The sequence below is a fragment of the Saprospiraceae bacterium genome (genome assembly GCA_016709995.1).
In the GTDB taxonomy this organism is placed as follows: Bacteria; Bacteroidota; Bacteroidia; order Chitinophagales; family Saprospiraceae; genus JADJLQ01.
This window is the reverse complement of sequence record JADJLQ010000001.1, coordinates 1303931-1322990: the sequence shown is the minus strand read 5'-3', so window position 1 is coordinate 1322990 and position 19060 is coordinate 1303931. Positions and strand designations below refer to the sequence as shown.

Sequence of the window (19060 nt, the reverse complement as noted above, 5' to 3'; positions counted from 1 at the left end):
CGCTCCTCAAATCCTGCTAATCAAATCATGTTAATCTAATCCTGCTAATCCTAAAATCCTGAAAATCCTGATTCTGACAATTAAAAAGGTGTATCTATTCCTAGTTCTTTACAAAACTCCGCAATCGTAGCATCCGTATCTTTCATATCCACCTCTAGTTTTTTGAGTGCAGCAGATACCGCTTTTAAGTTCACCGCTTCTTCTTCTTCAAAGGTATCTACATAGCGGGGTATGTTCAGGTTGTAGTCGTTCTCAGCTATTTCGCTGAGGGGTGCTTCATAGCTGTACTTGTCTTCGGCAACGCGGGTTTTGTAGGTGGCAATAATTCTGTCAATGTCCTCCGGCCGCAATACGTTTTGTGTTTTTACTTTTTCAAAATGCTGGCTGGCATCTATGAACAATACGGTATCGGCATGTTCGCGTTTTTTCTTCAGCACGAGTATGCAGGTAGGTATGCCGGTGCCGTAAAAGATGTTGGCGGGCAGACCAATCACTGCATCGAGGTAGTTTCTTTCTTTAATCAGGTACTCGCGGATATGTCCTTCGGCGCCACCTCTGAACAACACGCCGTGAGGCAGGACACAGGCCATGGTGCCGGTATCAGACAGTTGATATATCATGTGCTGCACAAAAGCAAAGTCAGCCGTGCCTTTAGGAGCAAGTCGTCCATAGGGGGCATACCGGTCATCACTCATAAATAGTGGGCTGGCACTCCATTGTGCGGAGAAAGGAGGATTGGCTACTATCGCCTCGAAGCGCTGGTCGATATGCTGAGGCCGCTCCAGGGTATCTTCATTTCTGATGTCAAATTTTTTAAAGTGCACACGATGCATGATGATATTCATGCGACAAAGGTTGAAGGTAGTAGGGTTGCTCTCTTGTCCGTAGAATGCACCTACTTCTTTTACTTCCCTGGCTACCCGTAGCAATAGAGATCCGGAACCGCAGGTAGGGTCATACACCGTTTTCAGTTTGGTTTTACCCACAGTAACCAACCTGGCCAGCACCATACTTACTTGCTGAGGGGTGTAGAACTCGCCTGCTTTTTTACCGGCTCCACTGGCAAACTTACCAATGAGGTATTCGTAGGCATCACCTAAGACATCATGTTCCACATTCTCAACCTCAAAATCTACCTGATCCAGTTGCTGCATGATACGAACCACCAGTTCATTTTTAGCACTTTCTGTTTTGCCGAGTTTGCTACTCGTTAAGTCGAGGTCTTCAAAAAGATTGCTAAAGTCTTCTTCACTAGCGGTGCCAAGCGTACTCTGTTGGATATTATTCAGTATTCTGGTCAAATCTGCCAGGATAAAATGTGCTTTGCCTTCAGCATTTGTTCTGGAAGCCAAAGCTCCAAAAAGTTCCGACGGCTTCAGGAAATACCCCAATGAATGCAATGACTCCTCTCTCACATAATTGAGCATTTCTCTATCATCTTCATTGTCTTCGTCAATGGCCAGATAGGTAATGTTGTTCGGTTTAAGGACATAATCTGCGTAATGATGCATCTTCTCACTCAGGTACTTATAGAAGATAAAGCCCAGGATATAATCCCTGAAATCGTCCGCATCCATCTTGCCCCGGAGAGTATCTGCGATGCTCCAAAGTTTTTGTTCAAGTAGCTGTTTTTTGTCTTCTGCCATGTAGGTTGCTCTATAGGGTCGCTAAAATACATCTTTAAGTGATGAGTTGGGCGATGGGGTGGAGGGTAGGAAATATCAAGTGCCATTCAATGCATTACCAAAAGGTAGGGCACAAAGTATGCTTTAAGAGTATATTTCGATCAAAAAATAAATAGATTTTTAAACATCCTCCCCGCCCAGTACCCCCCTAAATCCCCTTCCTACGTGAATTTTTTTATTTTCCAAACCTTTTAAAAGCAAAGTGTTTTCTTTATGATCATACTTGCTGAGGTGAATTACATTGATGATGGTTTGTCTCCTGATCTGTATAAACTGTTTGGGTAATGCCTCTATCCACTTAGCAATAGATTTGTTTACTATCAAAACTTCCGAGAGCAAGCCTACTCTCGTTGCGTTTTTGCTTTTCTCTTCGATTTTAATAAAATAGAGATCATCTGGTTTTAGATAATAGGTTTCGTTTTTGACTCGAAATGATATTTTCTCCTCATATTTTTTCTTAAGTTTAGTTAATTTAATCTCTTTGATTTTTTGGGCAATTTCTTCTTCAGTGGTCGCCCAATGATCCCAAAAGGGTTTGCTCAAAATGGTGACAACTTCATCTTTGTATTTGTTAATACTTGCCCCGCAACTCTGCCTTATCGTGTGTTAACACAAATTCCTGCTTACGGCCCACCTGATCGAGCAGTTTAATACGGGCTTCTTTAGCGAAGTTTTTTAAGTTGATGGTTGATGGTCGTTGGTTAATACAATCTGGTGAATCGATCATGAATTAGGTTTTTGTATGCCCCTTTCATTTCGTCATTTAAAAAGCTGATGTCGATGAAATCAAACCAAACTGATTTTGCCTTTTCCATTTTCTTAAAAATATTTGCCTGCTGTTTTGCATCCAGTCCAAGTGTGGTAAATGCCACTATAAAGTCATTTCGGTTGATTTTTTTCTTTTTACCATTTAGCGTTAATGCCAAATCTTCGTCATCATCAGGATTTACCAATGCAGTGGCTACCAAGTCGTTGGCCGGAGAAAAAACAGGGCCATTGATAGGTTGATGAATCAACGAAAAATTTTTAAGGTGCATGTCTGCATTTCCGGTAAGAAAGGAGAACAAAACCAATTCAAAAAAATTGATGACATCTAAACCAGGCGTTGCAGAAAATTTTAAAATGGCCTTTGCCACTTGTTCATGAGATCCTCTGTATTTGTTTTCTGTCAATTTATCTGTGAGTTGACACATGTCTTCCATGTGAAGCTTCTCCTTCTTTACCCTATCTATTCGTTTGGTGATATAGGCCAGATTTCCAGATGTTAAGCGGATGAGGCTATGTGGCACAACTCTAATTTTTGCAAGGTTTGCCAAATGCATGCTAAGATCTTCTACTTCCGGAAGGTGTGGGTAATGAGGTGAAGGGGGTTTTAGAATATATCCACCCCACATGCCTACAATCGTGAATCGCTTGGCAAACTTTGGTTGTTCTGCTGATGCCAGATGAAGCGATAATTTTGGTTGCACTCCGGTAACTGTAGTTTGAGATTGTATGATTTGAGCTGCCAACTCATTCATATTTTCTTCCGAATAGGGTAATACAGGCGGAATGGGTACTCCAAATATCTTTTTGCTGCAGGTTGCATGAAAATCAGTTTCATTTTCCTGCAGGATTTGGTAACAGTATAGGCAACGTTTACTCATGTTTCATTTTCATTTATTGGATGAACACTAACTGCACCAATACAATCTTTACAACATGCAAGGAGTAAGCCCATTCGGTCTCTGGGGTTCAGTTTCCAATTCTTTTCAGCAATGTTCAGTAGCCATCCTTCTGGTATTAATCCATCAAAAAACGAGAACAATACTTTGCTTGTAAATTCATTTTCCTGAAGCGGCAGTGTGAGGCTAACAGGCTTCGGATCCTTCATTTGAAGGTAGGCACGTGCATATTGAAAGTGGTATCCATTTTCATCTTCATTCAGCCAACCGGCCAGTTCGTTGTGCACTTTTATTTCAGCCCTTCTCATTGTTGGTTGTTAGTTGCTGGTTGTTCGGATTTTACCGGTCCCATTTCGTAGCCGAACAGGTTCAATACCTGGTTTACTTTATCGAGCCTCAGCGTTTCCTTGCCTTGTTCCAGCTCTCTAACAAAGCGTAAACCAACCCCGGCCTTCTCAGCCAATTCCACCTGTGTGATACTTGATGTATTCCGTAATTGCTTTACAAAAGATGATAGATTCATTTTTATTATACCCTTTAGGGTGCAAATTTAATCAATTCAATTTAATTTATACCATAACGGGTATAATTTTATTCTTTAACTTCATTTTATACCTTTTCGGGTATAATATTGGTATAATATTTCGCTACTTACATCCCCATCAACTATCAATCATCAACTAACCAACCAAACACTGCCAACTAAAGCGAAATGCGTTTGTCTTCGTCAAAAATTCTTAAATACTGTTCTTTCAATGCAGCCAAATATTCTTCCACTTCCTGCTTGGTTTCCAATACCGGTTTGGTGAAGTTTATTTTTACACTCTCCTTTCTTACAAAAACAATTTTCGGTTTAGCAGGCTCATTGCTGCCGGGTTCATCTGTCTTTGGCGGGTTTGCCCAACGCACCGTTAACTCTAATTGCTTTTGATACAAATCGGTTGTTGCGTTATTTGCTTTTGTAGGGATATTACCAATGAACCTTTCCTGTTCAATTTTATTTATTACCCTCTCAAAGGGAGCAATAATTTCATCTTGTTGTTTGGTATCCAGTTTTGCGAAATCGACAAATGATTTCAGTTTATCAATGCTTTGCTGAATGGCTTCTGTGGCTGTTTTTCTTTCCAACTTTTGCTGTGCTGCCTCTTCCTTGTGAATGAGTTCTAAGGCAGCTTTGGCTTCCTGCATTAAAGTGCCTTTGTAGGGAGCAGAACTTTCAGCTACAGTGCTTAACTTTTCAAGGCTTTCATTGCCGATATAATCAAAATTGGCATTATTGCTTTCGAGATATAGTAATAGATTTTCGAAAATGCCACGCTGAGCACCATTCATGAATTTTTTAACAGATTCTAAAACATTCTCTTTGTCATCCAGCAAATTGTCCGGGAATGGTCCTTTCCCCTAAAACCTGGCTGGTATTTGGATTAAAAATCGTCCGCATCCATTTTGCCCCGGAGAGTATCTGCGATGCTCCAAAGTTTTTGTTCAAGTAGCTGTTTTTTGTCTTCTGCCATGTAGGTTGCTCTATATGGTCGCTAAAATACATATTTAAGTGATGAGTTGGGCGATGGGGTGGGGGGCAGAAATTAAAAGGTTGGGTGGTATGGAAGAGATAATACAATAGGGATTGGGTTGGGCTGACATTTTAAAGGACTCGAGTGAAAGTCAATAACAGATTTCTGTTTATTTGCTTTCCTCATTTTTCAATAGATAGAATTTACTGTAAATAACACATGAAAGTTAAGTTTATTAAAAGTCTTTGAAAATGATCTCGGTCAGGTACGATCATTAAATGTCTGAATGTTGGACTCTCATATATGAAGCTAACAAGCCCAATCTCCAATACTACAATTCCTATAAATGGATATTAATTATGTACTTCTTATGACCACTGTCAGTATTTTCCTTTGACAGTTATGGTATATTTAATAATTAACATGGACATTAAATCAATGAGTTATGGAAGATTACCTGATTGTTGCATCCAATGGGCCTTGGTATAACCTAATTTATAATCTGGCATTTTTAATTACCCTCTGTATTTTGTTATACGAGGGATACCGCCGAAAATTCCCCCTATTGAAGTGGATTTTTATAATCTTAATTACACATCTGCTATTTATTTCCGGTACAAAAATCGGAACCTATTCAGCAAATGACTTTTACTTTTTGTTTTCAAGGTTTCAATTGCCCGAAACTTCATCCAAGTCGCTTTTGGGCGGATTATTATTTATCGGAATTGGTCTGATGGCCGTACGCTATGTGTTTCGGTTCAAACATAATATTCTGGATGCTTTCGCCGTGGCGATACCTGTTGGAATTGCCATTCAGCGAATAGGTTGTTTTGTTACTGGATGCTGCTACGGAAAAATATGTACTTTACCCTGGGCTGTAAAATATCCGGTATACACATTGCCGCATTTCCATCAGTTCAACGATAAACTGATCAGTACCCACGATTTATTATCGCTTCCGGTGCATCCCGTACAACTCTATGAAATGGCTGGATTGATCGTTGTTGTATTTCTTATCCTTAAATTCCGGAAAACGTTTAAAGCGGCAGGCAGTTCGCTCCTGCTTTCAATGGTTCTGATCTTTGTCGTCCGGTTTGTGTCTGAATTTTTCAGGGATGTACATGCGCACACGGTTGGCGGCGAAATGGTTTCGGTTTTTAATGTCACACAACTGGTTCTGGTTCCGTTGATTCTTATACTTTCCTTGATGCTCTGGAAAAAGGAAAAGCTAGCATTCAATCTGTTCCGAATATACAGGCATCTGATGTAGGTCTGGCACAGGCGTTTTTCGTGTTCTTCCTTCTTTTATGTTGCTTCCGGATGATGCAATCCTGGTTTGTTTTTCCTGAAATAGTAGCCTTGCTGATTACATTTTCGGTGGCAGTTGTACTGCTTGGATCCTTTGTGATCCGCCACTTTTATTATTCTCCTTATCGCCTGGTTTACGCCACAGCTATTGTTTTGCCGTTCATCATCATGGCACAAACGTTTCCCGCCGGACAGCAGGATTCGGTTCTCGTAAATAAGTACAAATCGATTAAAATTGGTTTTGGCTCCGGAAATTTCGAGAACAGCCATACTATCGGACAAGGTAGTGGATGCGACAGGGTAAGTTCGACCGAATATTTTAAACAGGAATATACTCTGGGTGCTGTTGCGTTTGAATTTACAGAAGATAATCCTGAACAAAAACAACTATTTCGATACGGGGCAAAAGCAATGTCGGGCAACCATCGTGAAACCCGTTTATCAGATAATAATATTACAAACACAACCATGTTTGGAGTAACACCTTATTTTGGTTTTGAAACCAACTGGCTAGGTTTCGGTGGAGGTGTGCACCTGGGAAATCTTACCTATATTACTGAAAACTTACGAGAGGATGGAACAGGTATCCCAACATCGGGAAGTAAAAACAAGAATGTTATTCCACAGGCTTATTTCCGTGCTGGCCCTGAAAGATGGATCTTTGTCGATTATCATTATGCCGACTTTTTTCCTTCTGCGCTCCCGGGTTTCAGGCAGCAGCTAGGTATTGGCACTGGACTGGGTACCAATAACGGAACAAATTTGCGGTATGGTTCCAATACCGATAAAATTAATTATCTGTCCGGATATTTCCCGATTGAAAACAAGTTAGTGCTAGAACCTATGTATTTATGGGGCACACGCAGATATGGCAATGATAAAAACTACCCCCAGTTCTCCCTCGGACTTAGTTATCGGTTTGGCTTTAGCGAAGGGAAAAGAAGGAAAGACTTCTGAGTAACTGTTTAAAACTTTCCCATAGGGGGAAGTCCTTCTGCCGGATGAGGGAGGGGCTGGGGATACGGCTTTCAACCTGTTTTACGATAACATCTTTCAGAAGTCTAATGTGGTAAGCATTCATGGCAGTTTTTCTTAATGTTTTGATCAGCCGGAATTAGCCACGAATCCAACAGGTACACCCATGGTGGGTATCAGTTGGGCTATCTTGGCAATATAGTCGAGGGTATTCCTGCTGCTATTATGGACAGATTGACAACCCAAGCACACAGAATAGATTTAAAAGGTGAATCATTCAGAAATAAAAAATGATAAAACCAAAGACTTAAGGCTACCTCTAATAACCTCCTTTTGACCGAACGGTAATTTTAATAATATTACCTAATAGGTTCTTTTAAAGTTATACTTCGTTGATTTTTAGTTATTCCGTCAAGATCGACGGGACTATGCGCCTTCAACTCGCCTCGTCTAATTTTATAACAACCAATTTCTGAACAAAACTAGGTTATTAGAGATAGCCTTAATAATATCAACAAGTTGTAATGTTTTAATAGATTCTGTCTGGTCATGTTTCTATGACGGTCTGTCGTCACACGTACCACACTTGGTCACCCGGAGTGGGTATTCCAACCTCCCGGACCGTGATCACCTCCGGTGCACCATATTTTAAATGAATCGCTGCTTGCAGGGATAGGTGTGGTGAAGGCAAGAAAAATCGAAACCCCCAAAACCCATTTTAGTGTCTAATTTATAGCCTTTCATTATCTTTATGTGAAAAATTGCCTTCAGCAAAATAAGGATCAGGTAAAGGTGGTGTGATGGACAGCCGTTTTTCCGGATGTTCAACTCTTTATTACCTCCTCCTGTTTGCCTACAAGTAAATTTCACATTTATACATTGATCATTATTCAAACTATCTTTCGATGAAAACCAAGCTTTTATTCTTCGCCGCATTATTAATTTCTTTATTCTTCACGTCGTGTACGGAACCAGCTAAACAGGAAGCGGCGCCGGCACAAAAAAAATCTGATATCAGCGAATTCCTGGGTCAGTGGACCATCGATGTGGATGGGGGTGGAGTGAGTTGGCTCGAAGTGCGCCAGGAGGCTGGCTATCTGGATGCCGACCTGCTTTGGGTCGGCGGCAGTGTATCTCCGGTAGCGAATGTATATATGGACAATTCGAATCATCTGATCGTTGACCGCATAGACAATGTCGTGCGGACCAAGGATGCCAGCAATGCCCCGATTCGCACCCAGCAAGCCACTAACTGGCTGGAAGTATCCAAAAATGGAGATAAAATAGGCGGCTACCTGTTAAGGCCTAAACGAAATGGCATCGGAGTGGATTCGACTGCGTTCACCGGCACGAAATTGATGGCGCCTCCTGCTGCGCCTGATTTGGCTGCTGCCAAATGGGGTCAACCCATCCAATTGTTTAACGGGAAGGACCTGACCGGTTGGAAGCTGATCAATGAAAAACAAAAAAATGGATTTTATGCCAAAGAGGGCATTCTCGGTACCAATCCTGCACAAGTGGAAGGACAGGAACATATCAGCTACGGCAATCTTCGCACGGAGCAGGAATTTGAAGACTTTAATCTGAAGCTCGAAGTGAATGTGCCGGAGGGCAGCAACAGCGGAGTGTACCTGCGTGGCATCTATGAGATCCAGGTGTTCGATTCTTACAAAAAGCCGCTCGACTCGCACAATATGGGAGCCCTTTACAGCCGCCTGACGCCCTCCGTGAGCGCTGAAAAGCCGGCCGGAAGCTGGCAATCACTGGACATCACGCTGTGTGACCGTCATGTCACAGTACTCCTCAATGGCACTAAGATCATCGACAACCAGCCCGTATACGGACCCACCGGAGGAGCCATGAAATCGGATGTGAATACTCCCGGCCCCATTTATCTGCAGGGTGACCACGGTAAGGTGGAGTACCGAAACCTGGTGCTGACCCCGATCGCAAAGTGAGCTAAACAGTAAAAATAAACCTCCGGTTATCAGCTGATCCTATACTCCTGGTGCGACGGATTTTCTTTTTTGAAATTTCATTACCAGGTTAGTATAGCAGACCGGGAATAAAAACATGCTGAACAGCAAGGTATACAGGAGTAGACTGGCGAAAACAGGGAAATAAATGATGAAAAAGGTGAAAGTCGTATGGACGATGGACATGGCATACATGGTCGTAATAGCTTTTTTATAGTTTATTTCCTGTTTGGAATAATTGGCTCTCCGGTCATACAAAGTCTGCTCGCCTGGTACCTACTTCGATGTCTTCATAAAAGATGGTCTGTCCTTCTTCGCGCACAAAATTAAGGTGGGCTCTCTCCATTTCTATCGCGGGGCAAGTACTTGCATAAATGTCCTTAGGCTCCACCTCTGAATAACACGCCTTTAGGCAGGTCACAGGCCATAAGGTGTACCCAGATAAATGGTTAGTTTAGCCTTAAATCAATGATACATAACCGGTATCGGTGAAGCGAATCATGTGACCAGCCATGACAGTGACCGATTGATTTATGGCATTTTGATACGTGCTATTACTGTCTACGGTTGCGCTTAAAACATACCCGGTGGCAAAAAATTCAATGCTGGATCCAGCCCGGGCAGTGACCGATTGGTTTCTTGCGTTTTGATATGTGCTGTTACTAGCGAGGGTAGCGCTCAAAACATACCCATTAGCAAAAAATTCAATGCTGGCCCCTGCCGCAACAGTAACCGATTGATTTCTTGCGTTTTGATACGTGCTATTACTGGTTACGGTAGTGCTTAAAACATACCCGGCAGCAAAAAACTCAATTCTGGACCCTGCCAGGGCTGTGACCGATTGATTTCTGGCATCCTGATAAGTACTATTACTGGATACTGTAGCACCGGAAACGCTCCCGGTTTCAAAAAAATCGATCCTGGACCCTGCCTGGGCTGTAACGGATTGATTTCTGGCATTCTGATAGGTACTGTTATTTGCTACAGTAGCACCGAAAACGTTCCCGGTTGCAAAAAAATCAATTTCGGTACCTGCCAGGGCAGTGACCGATTGATTTCTGGCATTTTGATAGGTGGCATTGGACGCCAGCACGGCCGACACGACTTTGCCGTTTGCATCAAATTTAACCGGCGTTCCCGATTTACAAGTCACCGATTGATTTTTCGCATTTTGATAGGTTTGATTGCTCATGATACTTCGGTTTAAATAATTTAAATAAAATCATGCAAATGGAGTATAAAGATACGGGTAAGTTCCTCTGCCTGTCAGCTTGTATTCGATCCGATCGAGTCTCTTGTTGATTCATAAACGATGCGCAACGGGAAGCTGCCATGACGATGCCATTGTGCGCCAAGGGGGTAAAATTCATGAACGGTCAGCCTATCGTTTTTTCAATTTTTCGCGGAGATGAAGTAAGCATTCTCGCATACTGACGCAAGCGTTGGGCTTGATGGTTGCGCATTGGCGTCAGATGGCTTGAGTGCATTGTTTCTTGCTATATTTATTTTATTAAAGTTACATCTCCTTTTATTATCGTCTTTTTACAAAATTCTGTTTCGATTTCAATGAAATAAGTATAAACCCCAGCATCACACTTTTCACCGCTGCTTCCTCCGTCCCAACAACTTTGTGGGTTTTCTGTGTGAAAAACCAAACTTCCCCACCTGTCAAAAATGCCAAGCCGATAGGAGACAAAAGACAATTCTGAAAAATTGGGAAAAAAACAATCGTTTATACCGTCATCATTTGGACTAAAAACATTCGGGACAAATGATTTGACATTGAATTGAATATAAATTGTATCAACTATTTCGCAACCATTTGCATCCAATATTGTTGCCCAATAGGTTCCAGTTTTGTATATTATTTTGGTTTTGGCCGTTGTATTGTCAAACCAAGAAGTGTTGTCAGATGGGCTTTTCAAAAGGAAGTCTCTCGCGATACAAATAGAAGTATCATAACCCAAAAAATCATTACGAGCAATTTTCAAATCCAATATTATCAAACTATCGCACCCGGATAGAGTATGAATAGTATCCAAATATTCGCCTTCGTTTGAAATCATCTGTCCGTTAAAATCATAGCTTGATCCCGCACAGATGGTTTTTGTTTCTTTGATTTGATAATTGGGGTTTACAGTTAAGTTTATTGTTCTGATGCTGTCGCATCCGTTTGATGCCATTCCTATTAGCGTATCAACATAAGTGCCGGCAGTAGTGTATCCTGCAAAAACTGTCCCATTGCAAATTTTTTGGTTTAAAGTTCGTGCCTTTTTGGACAAAACTGATAGGTTAATCGTTCGAATACTGTCGCAACCATTTGATGCTTTCTTTAAAAGTGTATCGATAAAAATACCCGTCGTCCCATGCCCTTCAAATGTTTCCCCCTGGCAAATGCTTTTATATACTGTTCCGGCCTTTTGGGGCAAAACAGTCAATATTGTCTTTCGAACTGAATTGCAAGTGACTGTATCATAATAAATCTCGGTAGCACTGTGTCCTTGATAATTTTCACCTGCGCATATATTAATGTTATCAACTATTTCATATAAATTAAAACAAGCATTATTTACTTCCTGAATGGACAAGAATTTATTAAATATTTTTACATCGTCAATGGTCCCTTTAAATCATTCTGGGTAAATTGAATTTTGATAATTTGCCCCTATGAGTAATTCGTTATTATTGGTTAAGTCAAAATTTGAGGTGGCAATGGTCTGTTGTGTATTAAATACTCCGTCAATATAAATTTGTGCAAATGAATCTCTTTTCACAACGCCTGCAACACAGTGCCATTGATCGTCATTTATTGTGGTTGTTCCTGCGAGATAAACTTTGCAACTTGATTGATACGCATTTTCTAAATGTATTTTTGATGCACTTGAACTTCCTGTTCTCATCATATAGCCTGTTTGACAACTCGAACTTCCTTTTGAAATAATTCGGCCCCAATTGTAACTTGAAGTCTTAATCCATGCCACTATTGAATAATCTTGTTTGCCAATATCAAGCACGTTATTATCAGGAATCGTAATAACATCATTCACACCGTCAAAATAATATGCCGAGTTTGGATGGCCGCACCTATCTTCAGTTAATACCGCTCCTGTGACTGTGCCGATTAGCCCATTTGATGAAAGGTCGCCGGCGTTTCCATTAAAAGGAAAAAAAGCAATGTTATTAGATTGGCAAGGACAAACCTGGTTTATCAAGACGAGAAAAAACAATAATACATATTTATTCATTTACTTGGGTTCTGTTTTTCACTTACATGGAACGACGGACTATAAAATGTGTCAGAAATATGGCGTGAGCTTTTGATTCGCTGTCATGGACGAAGAGCCATTGTTTTGTCCGTTTTTTTATATCTACGCAAATGCCAATAGAAATCCTAATATAAATATCAGCCATGCTCCTGCTACCACTATTCCTGTAACCAGTCCAGCAACTGCTAATCCTTTTCCTTTTCTTGGTACCCGTTGCCGTTTAATTCTTTTTAATGCAATGGAACTAAAAAGTATTCCAAGGAGCCCACCGAATATTGATAAAAAAATAAAGAGGTTAATACCTAACAGAAGGCTTGCTACACTAATTGAAAATCCTAAAATTGCCATGGAGTCGGTCTTTGCTTCTTCAGGAGTTGTTTTGGTTTGCTAGTTTAGTCTGAGTTCGATGAGTTTTAACACTATTTTTTCCTTTAATTTTAGTTTTCTACCAATTTTTGCTTCTAGATCTTTTCTGTCAAGGTTAAATAAGTCTTCTGCTTTTGGGCTAATTTCAGAGCGCAGGAGTTTTTGTGTCTCGCCTTGAACTACTCCTGCTATCCCCAAAAGTGGCGCCATCATACATAAAGCCAGAAGAAAACAAAAGGTGATTGATTTATTCATTTTTTAGAAAATCAGGTAAAATATTAGTTTCATGGTACAACACTTTGATATTTATTATCATCTTTTTAGAATATAATTGGACAGATCATCTGTGTTTGTGAATGTTTCGAATTTTCCTTTTAATCGAAGTTTTTGAGAAAGTCCTATGTTATGAATTGACTGATTTTTATTCTGGGACATTTCATTAATGAAAGTTAAGCATTTCAATGATAATATTTATGCAATAAATTGAAGCACTGATGCTTAATGGGCCTAGCCTTCATGACACCTTTTCTTCCAACCCTGTCAGCTTCGTGATGCGCACAGCATACTTGAGCGACCCGTCTGTCCAGGATGCTCTGCATAATCACCATAACAGATAGGAGATGACCGTAACAATGCCACAGCCTCACCTGAAGCACACGCCCTGTTGGCTACAATTATAATAGAGGACACTGTCGCGATGCACCTCAACGGAGTGTTCGAATCCGGTGGGCCTCGCTGTCACCCACATATAAGACTCCGTGAGCGTCTACCAGCACGCCGTGCGGTCGCGCGAGCGCACAGCGATGGGGATCAGGTTCTGGTCCGTCGCCCCGCCGACCGGTACCCAACACGGTGTGAATCAGTCCCGATTTTAATTCAATCCCCCTAATGACATGGTTTTCGGTGTCCGCTACGTACAATAAATCCTGGCTCCAGGCCAGGCCCTTCGGCCCGCCTAATTTGGCCAGGCGCGCCTGGCCACCGTCTCCGAAGTACCCTTTCTCCCCGGTTCCGGCTAAATGATGAAGGGTCAGAGAGGCGCTATCAATGCGGTAGATTGCATTGCCCTCCCGCAGCGCAAGGTACAAGTCGCCGGCTGGATCGAAGGCAATGGTCCTTGGCCCATGGAGTGGTGTACCGCTCAGGGGAGCGCCATCAGGGGTTGGCTGCTGGTCACCGGTGCCGGCGAAGGTGTCTATCAGGCCCGTCGCGAACTCCACCCGCCGTACCCGGTGATTACCGATGTCGCAGATAAACAAGAATCGGCGCGACGGGTCTACAGCAATGCTATGAGGCTGGCGCAGTTGCGCCGCGGAGGCAGGCCCTCCGTCGCCCGAAAATCCAGGAGTCCCGGTGCCTGCAAACGTTGAGATGGTGTGGGTGTAAGCATCTACCTTGCGAATCACATGATTGTCTCGCTCAGCGATGTAGAGATGTCCTACAGCGTCGAATTGTATCTCGTGCGGCATGTTCAGTGAGGCCTTTGTCGCAGCTGCACCATCACCCGAATAACCTTTCTGTCCGTTCCCCGCCACGGTCTGCGTTTGGCGAGTCCTGAGGTCGAGTCTACGGATGCGTTGATTGTCCAAATCGCAGAAATAAAGCGCCCCGTCAGGTCCGATTGCGAGACCGTAGGGGTTGTTGACTTGCCGATTTGAGTATCCGCCCGAACCTGTCCCGATGAGTGTCGAGACGGAGGGCCCCTGCGCCATCCCCGGCAGGCGGACAAAAAGGGCAAACAGTGCTTTGAGCGCGTCACGCCGTTGAATCATTTTTCACTCTCCCCGCTTGTGCCGTGCGTGGTGCCGTCTTACATATATTTCTACTGCCAATAGTAGCATTAAAGTAAATATATGGGATTTTGCAGGATACTGATTTATATTTAGTACGGTTATATATTGACTCTGTATGTCATTTTTTTGCAATGTAAAAATTAAAATTATTAAGTCGAAAGGAGCGCGCCATCCGGACCATACATTTAATCTATATCCATTGATTTTTCAATTTTGTCTAACTTTCATCAGCCAAAATAAGATATATGATTACATCGGTCGCCCCCAAACTTCCATACATAAATGCTGATATAACCAAGGAATATTATCCTGGGTTATCGATATGAACATGATCAACCCACCAACTTTTAACCAAATTGTTGTAAAATATTTTCCTACTAAGGTTCCAACAACCTAACTTTCAGCAAACTACCAAACGCGAGGTTCCTCTCGTTTGCCTACTCAAATCTTTAGTACAGCACCATGAACATTGCAAATGTGAGGGCCAGGCGGCGATGATACGGTTACCCATTTGACTTTCTAATACATGTGTCATCATTGGGGGCTGTCCACTCAGGGGATATCGTTGATGATCTTATACCTCGGTCTTTGAAATGTCCCATTCATAGAACCATCAGCCGGATGTAAAGCAACCTCCATCAGATCAAATGGGATGGTTTCAATGGCTCATAGGGCCAATTGAATGAGTTCCTGACGCTCATATGATACCTTATTAAAGGTACCCGGAAAGTGCAGTGATCAAATGGAATTTTTTATACAATTTTCTTCTCCAGTGCAAGTATTACCGCTTCGGTAGCCGAATGGACATGCAGTTTCTCATAAATTTTTTTAAGGTGTGAGTTTACTGTATTGAAACTAATATCGCTGGATTCTGCAATCATTTTATAACTCATTCCTTTTGCCAGCATCGACAATATTTCTTTTTCACGGGGGGTGAGGTCAAAATTATTTTCGGGCCGATTTAAAGGCTGTTGATTAAAAACTTCCAGGACTTTTTTCGCGACGGACGGTGTCATTGGGGCGCCTCCATCTAAAACATCGCGGATCCCTTCGATTAATTTTAAAGGGTGCGTTTTTTTCAAAAAATATCCATGTGCTCCTGCGTGAATAGCTTCGAATATTTTTTCTTCATCTTCAAACACTGTCTGCATGATGATGTACACTTTTGGAGCAAACTGGCGGATTAATTTAAGACCCTTGATGCCATTGACCTTGGGCATATCGATATCCATCAATACAACATCCGGGTTAGCAGTCTTAATATCCTGCTCTACGGTACTGCAATTTATTTTTGCCCCGGCAAACTCCATATCGTGTGTGGTTTCCAATAACAACTTAAGTGCTTCTTGTCTCCCAATGTTATCATCATAGACAAATACCCGGGTAACCATGGCGTAATATTAGCATTTTTTATTGTATCTCTTCTCTCACTAATAATAGGGAGAAAAGAACGGAAAAGGGAATGCTTTGTTCATTTTTTTATTTTAGTTACTTTTATACTTTAAAATTTAATTTAATTTCAGTTCCTTTTCCGGGTGAAGTCTGAATATGGAACTGACCTTTAAAGCATTGGCCCTAGAACGTAAATTCAAAAGGCCATTGCCATTAGTTATCGTTTTAGGGTCGAAGCCTATACCATTATCTTTAATGATCAAAGTCAACAGGTCGTGATGGGCTTCCATGGTGATCCACATCTTTGCCCCGGGCGTATTTTGCTATATTATTAATTGCTTCTTTATAGATGAGGTAAAAGTTTTTCGCTCCTCCATATTCAAAGAATACGAATTTATCCTTTCATCAATAGACAAGTGGACTGAATAACCCTTTGTTTCCAGCACTTCTCCAGCCAGTTGCCGCATGCGGTTGATAATATTTTCGAAACGATCATTACGGGTGTTGACCATCCATACGATATCATTCATGGCGTCCATCGATGTTTGTGTATAGGTGCTTATTTTTTTAAGTAATTCATTATTATCATCGGATTTTTGTTGGGCCACCTCACTGAAAATAGCAATATTACTGAGATTGCTTCCTATTTCATCGTGCAGGTCTGTGGCAATCCGGTTACGTATAGCCATTAGTTTAAGTGTTTGATTTAACCGGTATCTGTAAAATGCATAAGCACTAAGACACACCAGGCATGCTATCAAGCTTTTGAACCACCAGGTCATATACCAGGGCGGAATGATGGTAAGCAAGACAGACGCACTCTGTTCACTCCAGATTCCATCTTTATTACTTCCGAGGGCTTTAAAAGTATAGGTCCCCGGATCAAGATTGGTATAGGTCGCCGAGTGAAAATAGCCTGAGTTTACCCAATCATGATCAAAACCTTCCATCCTGTATTTATATTGATTTTTATATGGAGCGGTATAATCAAGTGCAGCAAATTCGAAGGTGATCATATTATCCTGATAAGGTAGTGTGATTTGTTGGGTCAGGTATGCAGCATTTTTGAGTGGTGAATTAAGTTGACCGGGATCTATCGATTTATTTCTAATCAACAGACCGGTAATCGCTATTTGTGGTGCAATAGGATTCATTTCTATTTCATCCGGATTGAAATAATTGTAACCATTGACTCCTCCGAAAAAAAGAATGCCATCTTTGTTGCGTAAATAAGCATTGTGATTAAATTCATTGCTTTGAAGTCCATCTTTATCTTCATAGTTTTTAAACGTTTTATTCAAGGGATTAAAGCATGATAATCCTTTATTGGTACTCAACCACAAATTATTATTGTTGTCTTTCAAAATACCGTAAATCACATTATTGGGCAATCCATCTTTTACAGCATAGCGATCACATTTTCCTGTGGAAATATCCATTCGATTCAAGCCTCCTCCATTGGTTCCTATCCATAAATATTTATCCGGAGCTACCGGGTCAAGGCAAAGACTAAAAATGGAATTGAAACTCAATGAATTCTTGTCTTTAGGATCTGTTCTATATATCTTCCAGGTGGACTGTTCAGGATCAAAACAAAACAATCCTTCCATCGTACCTACCCATATTCTACCTGTCTTGTCTTCTTTGAGATCTGATACCATGGAATAATTATTATTGGTCTGTTTTACTGGTAAAGGAAACGAACGAGTTTCTTTGGTGATGACCTGGTAATACGCCAGTCGTTCATTATCCCCAAACCAGCGTCGGTTCCTTTTATCTATGATCGAAGGAAATGATAATGCATTAAAATTTTCAAAGTAGACTTTTGCGTCTTGAATATCCATCGTATCGATATAGGTGCCGGTGGTCAGGTCCAAAGTCTTGGCCAGGCTGGCTCCACTGTTAATGAGTATTCGGTTATCCTCCAATTCAGTAATAGAAAATACGGAAGTATTGTCCGTATGGTGAAATCTTCGGGCGCGATAATTTATAACGTTGATTCCATATCCTTTGGATCCGATCCAAACCAAACCACTGCGATCCACGTAGACGGAATTAATAAGAATGGTGCGGGTTCTGCCTGCATCTTCTGTGGATGTGAGAAATCTCAATTTCCGGCTTTCCAGATTAAATATGCCCATTAGGTCATTATAACTAAACCAGATATTGTGTTCATGGTCAATAAAGCATTGTTTACGGTCAATAGGATGCCTGAGAATACATTCTGATGCTTTGCCGTCCCGAAGTCGAATAATGCCCCTGGTACAGATGAAATACAGATTATTAGTCAAAGTATCCTCGAGTATTTGATAGATTTTGATCTGTTCAGAATTAAGATTGGTTTTTATAGGGTTAATATCCAGGTTATGCGAAGACCAAATGTGGGATGGCGGAAGAAGTTCAAAATATACAGGACTATAGTTTTGCGCAAAAGAACTGTAGTTTTCTAATAAATAAATCATACTGGAGTTTGAAATAAATAATAAGGGACTAATCATCGGCAATGGAAACACATATTCCTCGGTTGAATAAGCCAATGAATCCACTTCATTATTCAATGCACGCTTAATGACCAGCATTTTTTACTAAATAATACTACGATGTCTCCTTGTTTATCTTCTATAATCTGATAAACCGGTCCGTTAGGTGCCTTTTGGGATGTCGTAGCTTGCAGGATGACATGTTGAAACTTACCTGAAGTCTGGTCAAAAAAATCAACCGTTCCGGATGAAGTGCCTACCCAAATCCGGCCCTGACGGTCTTCACATAAGGCATGTACATAACTATCAGACAGGGAAGCAGGGTCTTCAGCATCGTGACGGAATATTTTAAATTTATACCCATCATATTGATTCAATCCATCTTTGGTAGCAAACCACATAAATCCATATCTGTCCTGGATGATCTGATTGACCATGCCTTGTGAAAGTCCTTCGTTGATGGTGAGGGACTGAAAAGCCATCTTTTCTACAATGTATTGTTGTGCATGAAGGCAGCACGCAGAAAATAAAATCCAAATGCAGCAGATCAAATAATGTCGTAGTACCTTATTCATCTCTTAGTTACTCATTAAATGATTGTGATAAAATGTATCTGGGGACATAGTCTGCAGGACGCATAT

Annotated in this window: 19 protein-coding genes; 3 read left to right on the top strand and 16 right to left on the bottom strand. The window is 41.3% G+C overall.

Features of this window, described 5'->3' with window-relative positions; all coding sequences use genetic code 11:
* Positions 1 to 80 precede the first annotated feature (80 nt).
* The 6 genes from IPJ09_05595 to IPJ09_05570 form a co-directional block, all read right to left on the bottom strand.
* Positions 81 to 1646, bottom strand: coding sequence for a type I restriction-modification system subunit M (locus IPJ09_05595; protein MBK7370902.1), 1566 nt, complete (start codon positions 1644 to 1646; stop codon positions 81 to 83).
* A 159-nt stretch (positions 1647 to 1805) separates the two neighbouring features.
* Entirely contained in the window at positions 1806 to 2228 is a 423-nt protein-coding gene (locus IPJ09_05590) for a LytTR family transcriptional regulator (GenBank protein MBK7370901.1), read from the bottom strand.
* Positions 2229 to 2386: 158 nt separating this feature from the next.
* A complete protein-coding gene (locus tag IPJ09_05585; protein ID MBK7370900.1) occupies positions 2387 to 3331 on the bottom strand; it encodes a HipA domain-containing protein in 945 nt (314 codons plus the stop codon).
* On the bottom strand, positions 3328 to 3657 hold the full coding sequence (locus IPJ09_05580; GenBank protein MBK7370899.1) for a HipA N-terminal domain-containing protein: 330 nt from the start codon (positions 3655 to 3657) through the stop codon (positions 3328 to 3330). The genes IPJ09_05585 and IPJ09_05580 overlap by 4 nt, the downstream gene beginning before the upstream one ends.
* Positions 3654 to 3872: a helix-turn-helix transcriptional regulator gene (locus tag IPJ09_05575; protein MBK7370898.1), complete on the bottom strand. Its 219-nt coding sequence runs from the start codon at positions 3870 to 3872 to the stop codon at positions 3654 to 3656. The genes IPJ09_05580 and IPJ09_05575 overlap by 4 nt, the downstream gene beginning before the upstream one ends.
* A gap of 179 nt (positions 3873 to 4051) precedes the next feature.
* Complete coding sequence (locus tag IPJ09_05570) at positions 4052 to 4726, bottom strand: hypothetical protein (GenBank protein MBK7370897.1); 675 nt, start codon at positions 4724 to 4726, stop codon at positions 4052 to 4054.
* 582 nt (positions 4727 to 5308) lie between these two features.
* Here IPJ09_05570 and IPJ09_05565 point away from each other — a divergent pair.
* The 3 genes from IPJ09_05565 (at position 5309) to IPJ09_05555 (ending at position 9104) form a co-directional block, all read left to right on the top strand.
* The gene (locus IPJ09_05565; GenBank protein MBK7370896.1) at positions 5309 to 6133 is read left to right on the top strand and encodes a prolipoprotein diacylglyceryl transferase; all 825 of its coding nucleotides are present in this window, start codon (positions 5309 to 5311) and stop codon (positions 6131 to 6133) included.
* Positions 6134 to 6183: 50 nt separating this feature from the next.
* Positions 6184 to 7128 (top strand): hypothetical protein, encoded by a 945-nt coding sequence (locus IPJ09_05560; protein MBK7370895.1) that lies wholly within the window; start codon positions 6184 to 6186, stop codon positions 7126 to 7128.
* A 923-nt stretch (positions 7129 to 8051) separates the two neighbouring features.
* The gene (locus IPJ09_05555; protein MBK7370894.1) at positions 8052 to 9104 is read left to right on the top strand and encodes a DUF1080 domain-containing protein; all 1053 of its coding nucleotides are present in this window, start codon (positions 8052 to 8054) and stop codon (positions 9102 to 9104) included.
* 268 nt (positions 9105 to 9372) lie between these two features.
* On the opposite strand, the gene IPJ09_05550 is transcribed toward IPJ09_05555, so the two are convergent.
* The 10 genes from IPJ09_05550 to IPJ09_05505 all read right to left on the bottom strand — a co-directional run bounded on the left by IPJ09_05550 (position 9373) and on the right by IPJ09_05505 (position 18901).
* Complete coding sequence (locus IPJ09_05550) at positions 9373 to 9543, bottom strand: hypothetical protein (GenBank protein ID MBK7370893.1); 171 nt, start codon at positions 9541 to 9543, stop codon at positions 9373 to 9375.
* Positions 9544 to 9582: 39 nt separating this feature from the next.
* Complete coding sequence (locus IPJ09_05545) at positions 9583 to 10314, bottom strand: hypothetical protein (GenBank protein MBK7370892.1); 732 nt, start codon at positions 10312 to 10314, stop codon at positions 9583 to 9585.
* A 310-nt stretch (positions 10315 to 10624) separates the two neighbouring features.
* A complete protein-coding gene (locus IPJ09_05540) occupies positions 10625 to 11710 on the bottom strand; it encodes a gliding motility-associated C-terminal domain-containing protein (GenBank protein MBK7370891.1) in 1086 nt (361 codons plus the stop codon).
* A gap of 42 nt (positions 11711 to 11752) precedes the next feature.
* Positions 11753 to 12367 (bottom strand): LamG domain-containing protein, encoded by a 615-nt coding sequence (locus tag IPJ09_05535; protein MBK7370890.1) that lies wholly within the window; start codon positions 12365 to 12367, stop codon positions 11753 to 11755.
* A gap of 123 nt (positions 12368 to 12490) precedes the next feature.
* Entirely contained in the window at positions 12491 to 12736 is a 246-nt protein-coding gene (locus tag IPJ09_05530) for a DUF4190 domain-containing protein (protein ID MBK7370889.1), read from the bottom strand.
* Positions 12737 to 12775: 39 nt separating this feature from the next.
* Positions 12776 to 13009: a hypothetical protein gene (locus tag IPJ09_05525; GenBank protein ID MBK7370888.1), complete on the bottom strand. Its 234-nt coding sequence runs from the start codon at positions 13007 to 13009 to the stop codon at positions 12776 to 12778.
* 449 nt (positions 13010 to 13458) lie between these two features.
* Positions 13459 to 14526: a beta-propeller fold lactonase family protein gene (locus tag IPJ09_05520; protein MBK7370887.1), complete on the bottom strand. Its 1068-nt coding sequence runs from the start codon at positions 14524 to 14526 to the stop codon at positions 13459 to 13461.
* 773 nt (positions 14527 to 15299) lie between these two features.
* Positions 15300 to 15938: a response regulator transcription factor gene (locus IPJ09_05515; protein MBK7370886.1), complete on the bottom strand. Its 639-nt coding sequence runs from the start codon at positions 15936 to 15938 to the stop codon at positions 15300 to 15302.
* 324 nt (positions 15939 to 16262) lie between these two features.
* Entirely contained in the window at positions 16263 to 18518 is a 2256-nt protein-coding gene (locus IPJ09_05510; GenBank protein MBK7370885.1) for a hypothetical protein, read from the bottom strand.
* The gene (locus IPJ09_05505) at positions 18494 to 18901 is read right to left on the bottom strand and encodes a hypothetical protein (GenBank protein ID MBK7370884.1); all 408 of its coding nucleotides are present in this window, start codon (positions 18899 to 18901) and stop codon (positions 18494 to 18496) included. Before IPJ09_05505 ends, IPJ09_05510 begins: the two co-directional genes overlap by 25 nt.
* Positions 18902 to 19060 lie beyond the last annotated feature (159 nt).

Coding starts and splice junctions, on each gene's coding strand:
- IPJ09_05555 (MBK7370894.1), top strand. CDS start 8,052: ATGAAAACCAAGCTTTTATTCTTCGCCGCATTATTAATTTCTTTATTC.
- IPJ09_05565 (MBK7370896.1), top strand. CDS start 5,309: ATGGAAGATTACCTGATTGTTGCATCCAATGGGCCTTGGTATAACCTA.
- IPJ09_05580 (MBK7370899.1), bottom strand. CDS start 3,657: ATGAGAAGGGCTGAAATAAAAGTGCACAACGAACTGGCCGGTTGGCTG.
- IPJ09_05515 (MBK7370886.1), bottom strand. CDS start 15,938: ATGGTTACCCGGGTATTTGTCTATGATGATAACATTGGGAGACAAGAA.
- IPJ09_05530 (MBK7370889.1), bottom strand. CDS start 12,736: ATGGCAATTTTAGGATTTTCAATTAGTGTAGCAAGCCTTCTGTTAGGT.
- IPJ09_05535 (MBK7370890.1), bottom strand. CDS start 12,367: ATGAATAAATATGTATTATTGTTTTTTCTCGTCTTGATAAACCAGGTT.
- IPJ09_05575 (MBK7370898.1), bottom strand. CDS start 3,872: ATGAATCTATCATCTTTTGTAAAGCAATTACGGAATACATCAAGTATC.
- IPJ09_05585 (MBK7370900.1), bottom strand. CDS start 3,331: ATGAGTAAACGTTGCCTATACTGTTACCAAATCCTGCAGGAAAATGAA.
- IPJ09_05525 (MBK7370888.1), bottom strand. CDS start 13,009: ATGAATAAATCAATCACCTTTTGTTTTCTTCTGGCTTTATGTATGATG.
- IPJ09_05510 (MBK7370885.1), bottom strand. CDS start 18,518: ATGCTGGTCATTAAGCGTGCATTGAATAATGAAGTGGATTCATTGGCT.
- IPJ09_05560 (MBK7370895.1), top strand. CDS start 6,184: ATGATGCAATCCTGGTTTGTTTTTCCTGAAATAGTAGCCTTGCTGATT.
- IPJ09_05505 (MBK7370884.1), bottom strand. CDS start 18,901: ATGGCTTTTCAGTCCCTCACCATCAACGAAGGACTTTCACAAGGCATG.
- IPJ09_05545 (MBK7370892.1), bottom strand. CDS start 10,314: ATGAGCAATCAAACCTATCAAAATGCGAAAAATCAATCGGTGACTTGT.
- IPJ09_05595 (MBK7370902.1), bottom strand. CDS start 1,646: ATGGCAGAAGACAAAAAACAGCTACTTGAACAAAAACTTTGGAGCATC.
- IPJ09_05520 (MBK7370887.1), bottom strand. CDS start 14,526: ATGATTCAACGGCGTGACGCGCTCAAAGCACTGTTTGCCCTTTTTGTC.